General features: G+C 66.6%; 7 protein-coding genes and 2 pseudogenes. 4 read left to right on the top strand and 5 right to left on the bottom strand.

All coding sequences use genetic code 11. The features are described 5' to 3' along the window. Positions 1 to 1,076, bottom strand: a 1,076-nt coding sequence (locus KUM38_RS22030) for an IS630 family transposase (protein ID WP_217131150.1), incomplete at its 3' end; no start/stop codon positions are given. A 47-nt stretch (positions 1,077 to 1,123) separates the two neighbouring features. Here KUM38_RS22030 and KUM38_RS22025 point away from each other — a divergent pair. After that, positions 1,124 to 1,645: a hypothetical protein gene (locus KUM38_RS22025; RefSeq protein ID WP_217131151.1), complete on the top strand. Its 522-nt coding sequence runs from the start codon at positions 1,124 to 1,126 to the stop codon at positions 1,643 to 1,645. 324 nt (positions 1,646 to 1,969) lie between these two features. On the opposite strand, the gene KUM38_RS22015 is transcribed toward KUM38_RS22025, so the two are convergent. Further along, positions 1,970 to 2,611: a histidine phosphatase family protein gene (locus tag KUM38_RS22015; protein WP_217131149.1), complete on the bottom strand. Its 642-nt coding sequence runs from the start codon at positions 2,609 to 2,611 to the stop codon at positions 1,970 to 1,972. Between the two features lie 73 nt (positions 2,612 to 2,684). Continuing rightward, positions 2,685 to 3,488, bottom strand: a pseudogene (gene istB / locus KUM38_RS22010) (IS21-like element helper ATPase IstB). A gap of 32 nt (positions 3,489 to 3,520) precedes the next feature. On the opposite strand from istB (KUM38_RS22010), the gene istA reads away from it, so the two are divergent. The 3 genes from istA to KUM38_RS21995 all read left to right on the top strand — a co-directional run bounded on the left by istA (position 3,521) and on the right by KUM38_RS21995 (position 7,010). Further along, positions 3,521 to 5,071, top strand: a complete 1,551-nt coding sequence (gene istA, locus KUM38_RS22005) for an IS21 family transposase (protein WP_217131148.1) — start codon at positions 3,521 to 3,523, stop codon at positions 5,069 to 5,071. 45 nt (positions 5,072 to 5,116) lie between these two features. Then, a complete protein-coding gene (gene istB / locus KUM38_RS22000; RefSeq protein WP_217131146.1) occupies positions 5,117 to 5,875 on the top strand; it encodes an IS21-like element helper ATPase IstB in 759 nt (252 codons plus the stop codon). Positions 5,876 to 6,206: 331 nt separating this feature from the next. Further along, positions 6,207 to 7,010: a class I SAM-dependent methyltransferase gene (locus tag KUM38_RS21995; protein ID WP_217131145.1), complete on the top strand. Its 804-nt coding sequence runs from the start codon at positions 6,207 to 6,209 to the stop codon at positions 7,008 to 7,010. Between the two features lie 186 nt (positions 7,011 to 7,196). Here KUM38_RS21995 and KUM38_RS21990 read toward each other — a convergent pair. Together KUM38_RS21990 and KUM38_RS21985 are read right to left on the bottom strand one after the other, a co-directional pair. Then, positions 7,197 to 7,322 (bottom strand): annotated as a pseudogene (locus tag KUM38_RS21990) (AAA family ATPase); the annotation flags it as partial. A gap of 23 nt (positions 7,323 to 7,345) precedes the next feature. Next, the coding region (locus tag KUM38_RS21985; protein ID WP_254397576.1) for an IS21 family transposase at positions 7,346 to 8,575 on the bottom strand (1,230 nt) is incomplete at its 5' end.

The raw sequence follows: 8,575 nt of genomic DNA, 5'->3' as shown, positions 1-8,575 counted from the left end.
GAGATTCGTCGGCAGTAGGCGGCAACTTTGTCGAGGATCTCGTCGGCGGTCTTCGTCCAGACGAACGGTCTGGGGTGCTTGTTCCAGTCTGCGAGCCAGGACCGGATGTCGCGTTCGAGGGCTTGGACGGAGTGGTGGACACCGCGCTTGAGCTTCTTCTGCGTCAGCTCGGCGAACCACCGCTCGACCAGGTTCAACCAGGACGCGCTGGTCGGCGTGAAGTGCAGGCGGAAGCGCGGATGTGCCAGCAGCCACTTCTTGATGTCGGGCGTCTTGTGGGTGACGTAGTTGTCGAGGATGAGATGCACCTCGAGCTCCGCGGGGACTTCCTTGTCCAGCTTGGTCAGGAACTTCTTGAATTCCACGGCCCGGTGGCGTCGGTGCAGGGAGCCGATGACCTTGCCGGTGGCGACCTCGAGTGCGGCGAAGAGGGTGGTGGTGCCGGCTCGGACGTAGTCGTGGCTGCGGCGTTCGGGGACCCCGGGCATCATCGGCAGGACGGGCTGGGACCGGTCCAGGGCCTGGATCTGCGACTTCTCGTCCACGCAGAGGACCAGGGCCTTCTCCGGCGGGTCGAGATACAGGCCGACGACGTCACGGACCTTGTCGATGAACAGCGGGTCGGTGGACAGCAGAGACGTCTGCGAGCGGTGCGGCGCGAGTGCGAAAGCCCGCCAGATCCGCGAGACCGTCGACTGCGACATCCCCGTGGCCGCGGCCATCGACCTCGTCGACCAATGGGTGGCGTTCTTCGGTGTCTCCTCAAGCGTCTTGACGATGACCCGCTCGACGTCCGCGTCGGTGATCTTCCGCGGGACACCCGGACGCGGGTCGTCGCACAAGCCGTCCAGCCCCCGCTCGAGGAAGCGGCGCCGCCAGGTGCGGACTGTGTCCGGACTGACTCGCAGCCGACGGGACACCTCCATGATCGAGTGCCCCTCGGCGCACTCCAGCACGATCCGCGACCGCTGGGCCAGTGCCTGGGCCGTCGTACGACGACGCAGCCAGCCTTCCAGCACGGCCCGCTGGGTATCGGTCACCGACAACGGCGGAATCTTCGGACCCGGACGACTCATACCGAACCAACGACGAATCTCCGACTCAGGTCACTAGGTTGGCTGACGTGATTACGCGGGGGCGGAGTTACCGATATGTCGGACCGGTCGAGCTGAAGGCTGCGGTCCGGCCTGACAGCGGCGGGTGCCCGATCGGCTCGGCGGCTGGCTTCGCCGACTGGATCGCTGGGCGATCGGCGGCGGAGCTGACCGAGCCGTTCACCTTCGTGGTCGGCGTGGACGGTGTGCTTCGGCTGGCGCCGCGACGGAGCGAGCACGTTGCCTGCGCCGGCGGAGCCATGGTCTTGAGTGCCGGCGAGATTGGTTTCGTGCGCGAGCGGGACCGGTGGGCTGTGAGCACGGTCAGCAACCAGTCCACCGGATATTGCCCCGACATCGGCTCCTGGTCGGCAGTCGCTCGTGCTCTGGACGACGTAGGGATCGAACGGCCCTCCAGCTTCACCCACGAGGTGGTGTTCCGCCGGTGTCCTGACTGCCAGGAGCACAACATCGTGCGTGAGGACGATTTCGTCTGTGTCTTCTGCGGCAGCGATCTGCCGGAGACGTGGAACGTGGATCCCACCGTGTGATGGCCGAAGGTCACAGCCACTCGTTGATGGCCGCGACGAGGACGGTCGCCTCGTAGCGGACCGCGAGCTTGTCGTATCGCGTGGCGACAGCGCGGTTCCTCTTGAGGCGGTTGATCCCGCACTCCACCGCATGACGCTCGCGGTAGTCGACCGGATCGAAGTGCGGTGGCTGGCTTCGTTCGCGTTTAGCAGCAGCGTTTGTCCGGCACTTTGGGCAGCAGGTGTAGGCCGACGGGCTCGGGAATGTTCACGAGAATTGACGTCAGTGCACGGCACGGCCCGCAGCCCGTGAGGGCGGCGGGCCGTCGGGCGGGCTGGGTCAGGTCAGCAGGCTTGGGCGGAGTCGAGATGGCGGGTGTCACCGAGGCTGACGACTTGCCGGTTATGGAAGAAGTCATCTTCGCGGAGCGTGGTGATGCTGCCGGAGGGGGCCCGGAAACTGGCATAGCCGGCCGACTCGATCGGCATCTTGATCCAGGACGCCACGACGCATGTCAGGGAGCCGCCGTGCGTCACGATGATCTGCTGTTCGCAAGGGCTCTGCAAGATCTCGTCCATGGCCGCGTAGATGCGCTTCGCCCATGTCGCCTTGGTCTCTGCGCCCTCCACGCCTTCGTCGTGGTCCATCCGCTCCCCGACAGCCGGCGGGGGGACGAAGCGCCGCTCCAGCCACTCCTGTGGCTTTCCCCCTGCCTCACCGTAGGATTTCTCCCGCAGCCTGTGATCCAGGATCGGCTTCACCCCGAACAGTTCAGCCACTTCATCGGCCGTCCGCAGGGTGCGCCGCAGATCCGAGGAATGCAGCTCCACCTCGGTGCCGTGCGGAATCTGGGCCCGCAGCGCTTGGGCAATGGAGACCGCTGCACGGATGCCGGCGGGCGTCAGCTGCGAGTCATGCCATCCTCCGACGACTCCCTCGACGTGGTGGGTCGCCTCGGGGTGGGTGATGACGTAAAGAGTGCGCATCAGCGCGTGCCTCCTGTGGGTAGCGTCCTGCGTGATTGCAGTCCGCAACTATGGAGGCGACAGCTCAGAACCATCAAGCGGGTTCTTCTGCTCGGGCCCGGGTGCTGGCGAGGCGGTAGGAGTCGGTGCCCGTCTCGATAATGGTGCCGTTGAAGGTGAGGCGGTCGACGATGGCCGCGCAGAGCCTGGGGTCGGTGAAGGTCTTGGTTCAGCCACCAAACGACTCGTTGGAAGCGATGGCGACGCTGTTCTTCTCCTCGCGCTCCGTCAGCACCTGGAAGAGGAGTTCGGCGCCGCGGCGGTCGAGTTCCATGTAGCCCAGCTCGTCGATGCAGAGGAGATCGACGCGGCCGTAGCGGGCGATAGTCTTGTTGAGCTGCTTCTCGTCGGCGGCCTCGACCAGTTTGTTCACCAGCTTGGTGGCGAGCGTGTAGCGGACGCGGTAGCCCTTCATCGCCGCCTCGGTGCCCAGGGCGATGAGCATGTGGGACTTGCCGGTGCCGGAGTCGCCGATCAGGCAGAGCGGCTGGCTCTTCTTGATCCATTCGCAGCTGGCGAGGGTGTGGACGGTGGCCGCGTCGATGTTCGGGTTGGCGTCGAAGTCGAAGGCCCGAAGGGACTTCTCCCGGGGGAAGCCGGCTGCTTTGATCCGTCGTTCCGAACGGCGTCGGGCCCGGTCGTCGCACTCGGTCATCAACAGTTCGGCGAGGAAGCTGTCGACGATCAAGTTTTTCCCCAGGTTGGGCGGTTTGAGCGTCATGTAATTCCTCATCCCGAATTCTCCTAATTGGCCATGGGTAGCGCGGAGGTCGGGATCGAGGGACCTGGTCGTCGCGGAGCTGGTCAAGTTCCTCGTCCCGTGGTTCGGATGGCCGATGGGCAGCCCGGATGGCGAGGAGAACGTTCGTCGTGGTCGACATCACCGAGATCTACGTCCACTGGTACGCGGGCCGCTCGAAGAGCGAGCTGGCTGCGTCGCTGGGGGTGGACCGCAAGACGGTCAGGAAGTACCTGGCGCCGGCGGAAGCGTCCGGGATCAGCCCGGGCGGCCCGCCGATGAGCGAGTCCGACTGGTCGAAGCTGATCAAGGAGTGGTTCCCGGGGCTCATCGACAGAAGGCTGAGGCAGGTGACCTGGCCGGACATCGACCAACACCGCGACTACATCAAGAGCCTGCTCGGGACGGTGACCGTCTCGACGATCCACCAGCGCCTGCGTGACGAACACAAACTGCAGGTGTCGATCTCCTCGTTCCGTCGATGGGTGCACGCGACGCTTCCGGACGAGGTGGCGAAGTCGCAGGTCACAGTGTTGCGCGACGACATCGAGCCCGGTTCGGAGGCTCAGATCGACTACGGCTTCCTCGGGCCGTGGATCGATCCGCGGACCGGGAAACGCCACCGGGTCTGGGCGTTCGTGATGGTGCTGCCGTGCTCGCGGCACATGTTTGTCCGGCCGGTGCTGCACCTGGACCAGCACGCGTGGACGGAAGCGCACGTCGCGGCCTTCCTTTACTTCGGCGGCGTCCCGCGCCGGCTCGTCCCGGACAACCTCAAGACCGGCGTCGACAAGCCCGACCTCTACGACCCGAAGATCAACAAGGCGTATGCCGAACTCGCAACGCACTACGGAGCGTTGGTCGATCCGGCCCGGGCGGCGAAGCCGAAGGACAAGCCGCGGGTCGAGCGGCCGATGCCCTATGTCCGCGACTCGTTCTGGCGAGGCCGGGAGTTCACCTCGATCGAGCACATGCAGGCGGAGGCCGTGACCTGGAGCCAGCAGGTCGCCGGGCGGCGGAAGTGCCGGCCGCTGGGCGGGGCCGCCCCGATGACGGTGTTCGACGCGTTGGAGGCGGCCGAACTGCTGCCTCTGCCGCCGACTCCGTTCGTGCTGGCCCGCTGGTCGACGGCCACGGTCGGCCCGGACATCCACATCAAGGTCGGCCGCACCCTCTACTCGGTTCCGTGGAAGCTGATCGGCCGCCGCGTCGACGTCCGCTCGACCGCCACGATGGTCCAGGTCTTCCACGACGGCCAGCTCGTCAAGACCCACGCAGCCCTTGACCAGGGCAAACGCACCGACAAGAGCGACTATCCGCCAGAGAAGATCGCCTTTCAGATGCGGACGCCGGTCTGGTGCCGCAGCCAGGCATCCGAGGTCGGCGACGCCTGCCGCGAAGTCGTCGACCAGTTGCTGGAGGTCAACGTCCTCTATAGGCTCCGCGCTGCCCAGGGGGTCCTCGGGCTGCGGAAGAAGTACGGCGACACACGTCTGGAGGCCGCCTGCGCGAGGGCCATCGCGGTTGGCGACCCGTCCTACCGCACCATCAAGGGCATCCTTATCGCCGGCACCGAGACCGACCCCGAGCCCGAGACCAGCGGTGATGCCGGGGCCTCGGCCTTCCTCCACGGTCCCCGCCAGGCTCTTCGCCACCGTCGCGACCCCCGACACGACGGATGACGACCACGACGACCAGGTCCACGACGAAGCCGAGGTGGAAGCCCGATGACCGTGATGGACGCCGCCCTGCGGGAGTCGCTCAAGGCCCTGCGACTGTCCGGCATGCTGGAAACCCTCGATGCCCGCCTCGCCCAGGCCCACGGCGGCGAACTCGGCCACCTCGACTTCCTCCAGGTCCTCTGCCAGGACGAGATCACCCGCCGGGAGACCGTCGCGTTCCAACGGCGCTTGCAGCGGGCTAAGTTCGAGCAGCAGGTCACCCTGGAGGAGTTCGACTTCACGGCCTCCTCGAAACTGCCCGCCGCCCAGATCCGCGACCTGGGAGCCCTGCGCTGGCTCCACGCCGGTGAATCGGTCATCCTCTTCGGCCCCGTCGGCGTCGGCAAGACCCACATCGCCCAGGCCCTCGGCCACCTCGCCGTCCGCCAGGGCGCCCACGTCCGCTTCGCCAAGACCAGCCGCATCCTCGCCGACCTCGCCGGCGGCCACGCGGACCGCACATGGGAGAAACGCGTCCGCGAACTCGTGCGCCCCGACGTCCTCATCCTCGACGACTTCGCCATGCGCCAGCTGTCCGCGCCCCAGGCCGACGACCTCTACGAACTCGTCTCCGAGCGGCAGGGACGGTCTCTGATCATCACCAGCAACAGGGCGCCCAGCGACTGGTATCCCCTCTTCCCCAACCCCGTCGTCGCCGAGTCCCTCCTGGACCGGCTCATCAACACCAGCCATCAGGTGATCATGAACGGGCCTAGCTACCGCCCGAACAAGCGGCCCAGGAACCCCACCGACAAGACCAAGTAGGAAAACCGGTGGACGTCGTCGGAATACTTGGCAGTAGAGGCGGTCGCTGGCGGTCCTTCATCCGGACGCGGCGTTTCGGCAATCAGTTTGGATGGCTGTGCCTAAAGCGCTCCGCAGCGAACGCGCGCTTGCCGGCCGCGGTCCCCACCGTGGGCCGATGGGGTGGGGACCTGCGTCGGTGCGGCGTGTCGCGGTTTCCCACGAAATCCGGTGGAGTCTCAGCGGCCGGAAGTGGTTGGGTCCTGCTCAATGCTTTGCTGACACGGCCCGGCACAGTGCGAGGCGCAAGGTCCGAATCGCAGGCGCGGTCTAGTCCGCGTGTCGTCGAGTGATGGAGGTTATCGCGGTGGCTGGTTATGGGGCGCTTTCCGACGTATACGAGTGGCTGATCGGGGACGACAGGTTGACCCCCGCCAAGGCAGCCGCGGTTTACTACAGCGATGTCGTGGGCTCTCTGCCGCCCAACGCGCGCGTCCTCGACTGCGCGTGTGGAACCGGCCAGCTCGCCGTCGGTCTCGCGAGTCTTGGCCTTGACGTGGTCGCCGCAGACGCCAGTGATGGGATGGTTCGCCGGACCGAGAAGGCCGCCGACGAGCAGGGTGTCTCGCTTCGAGCCCTCCGCGCGAGCTGGGACGAGCTGCCCGACCACCTGGAGGACTCCACGTTCGATCTGGTGTTCTGCGTCGGCAACTCGCTCGGGCATGCTGAGGGCGCAGCCGGGCGCCTGACCGCACTGGAAGCGATGTCACGGCTGCTGAATCCGGGCGGACGCCTTGTGCTCCACTCACGCAACTGGGAGCTCGTGCGCTCCGCCGGCTCACGGGTAGACGTTCGCGATCGACTCATCCGCCGCAACGACCGCGATGCGGTCGTCAGCTACTACTGGCAGATCGAGCAGCGCTGGGAGCAGGAACACTTCCTCGAGATCGTGGTCGCCCAGATCGAGCCGGATGGGGCAGTGCGAGCCTGCTCGGAGCGGTTGTCCATCTGGCCCTACCGGTACGAGGATCTCGTGGCGCAGTTGCGGAGCGTCGGGCTCACGGTGCAGTCCACCACCTTCGACCCCGAGAGCGATGGATACCTGGTGGTCGCCAGCCGCGACCAGGCGCGAGGCACGTCTGAGCCAGCGCGCTGATCCGCCTTTCGTCGTTGTCGTTGCCGACCTGCCGGCTCGCGACCGCCTGCAGCCCGTCCTCACCTTGCATCTGACCTGCTCAAGCGGAGGTTGGAAACAGCTCACGGACTGCCTCGCCGTCAGCTCACATCAGTAACTGGGGAATTACCTGAACTTCCGCCTGGGGAATTTCGCGATCGTCCACAGACCGCGGTAGGTCATCTGGTCCTTGACCGCCCTGTCGGCGATGTCGTTGAACTCGTTGCGGATCGAGGGCAGCCGCAGCAGGCGGCAGGCGGTGTCGATCGCGGCGTCGGCGGCCTGCTCGGTCAAGCCTCGCTGGCGGGGCAGGGTGGTCACTGTGCTTCTCCCTCACGGTGGTCGCTGCCGCTGGTGCGGCGGCGTCGGAGCAGTTGGTCGTAGGGGGTCACGGACGGCAGCGGCCTGGTGTCCGGCGGGAGGTGCGCGAGGCGCCACTCGTGCAGCGACGTGACGGTGGCCGGTGTCTGCCCGGGAACCGACGGGTTGGATGCGCCGATGGCTGGCTCGTCTTCCGTCTGGGCAGCCTTGCGGGCCTCCAGGGCAACGGCGTCGGCGGTCAGAGCGCCGGCCCGCAGTGCGGTGGCCAGGCCCGCGACCACGTGCTCGTGGGCAAGGTGTCTGTTCAACAGCAGGACCTCGATCAACGCCCGGGTGCCGTCCCGCTCGCCGTGCATCTTGCGGGCCTGGGCCCACCAGGCGTCGTGGACCGGAGTGAACTTGCCTGCGGACCGGGCCTGCTCCAGGGCTGTGGCACCGGGGAAGGCGCCGGGCTTGCGGATGAGGGCTTCGAGGTAGTGGTCCAGGTTCAGGCGGAAGCTGCCCTTCGCGATCAGCCTCTCGTGCCGGGCCACCTCAACGTTCCTGTCATAAACCACAAGGTGGGAGGCGTGCAGGACGACTCGCACCCGCTTGCCGATCAGACGGGTCGGAACCGAGTAGCGGTTGGTGCGGACGGCGATCTGGCTGTAGCGGTCGACCCGTGGCGTGAACAGCCGGCCGGTCTCGAACGGTTCTTCAGGAAGCGGCATCAGCAGAGGCAGCTCGATCGCGAAGTACTCGTCGACGGTCCGCGGCCGCGAACCAATGCGGCGATGCCCGTCGTGCAGGTCCCACTGGTCGACCATCTCGTTCAGCTCAGCCAGGGAGTCGACTTCCGGGACCGGTGTGAAGTGGTTGCGGCGGAAGTACCCGATCATTCCTTCGACTCCGCCCTTCTCGTGGGCGCCTTCGATGCCGGGGCGACAGTAGAAGCTCTCGATGTTGAAGTGCGAGCGGAAGGCGATCCACCGGTCGGTCTCCACCCGGGCCCGGTTCAGACCCAGCACCTGGGCGACGGCCGACTTCAGGTTGTCGTAGCGGATCTTGCTTCGCGGGACACCGCCCAGCGTGCGGAGCGCGTGCACGTGCCCCTCGAAGAAGGCTTCCTGGCCGCAGGAGGCGAAGACCCTTCTCTGCACTTTGCTATTCGCGATGTTCCTGCGTCTCCGATGGGTTGTGATCGTCGTGAGCTTCGACGGGGTCCGTGGAAATCGTGCTGCGGCCAG

It is taken from the genome of Streptomyces sp. AC558_RSS880 (genome assembly GCF_019049255.1).
Classification (GTDB): Bacteria; Actinomycetota; Actinomycetes; order Streptomycetales; family Streptomycetaceae; genus Streptomyces.
The sequence above is the reverse complement of the archived record's forward strand: the minus strand, read 5'-3'. Positions and strand labels throughout refer to the sequence as shown.

Coding starts and splice junctions, on each gene's coding strand:
- KUM38_RS22015 (WP_217131149.1), bottom strand. CDS start 2,611: ATGCGCACTCTTTACGTCATCACCCACCCCGAGGCGACCCACCACGTC.
- istB (WP_217131146.1), top strand. CDS start 5,117: ATGACCGTGATGGACGCCGCCCTGCGGGAGTCGCTCAAGGCCCTGCGA.
- KUM38_RS21995 (WP_217131145.1), top strand. CDS start 6,207: ATGGAGGTTATCGCGGTGGCTGGTTATGGGGCGCTTTCCGACGTATAC.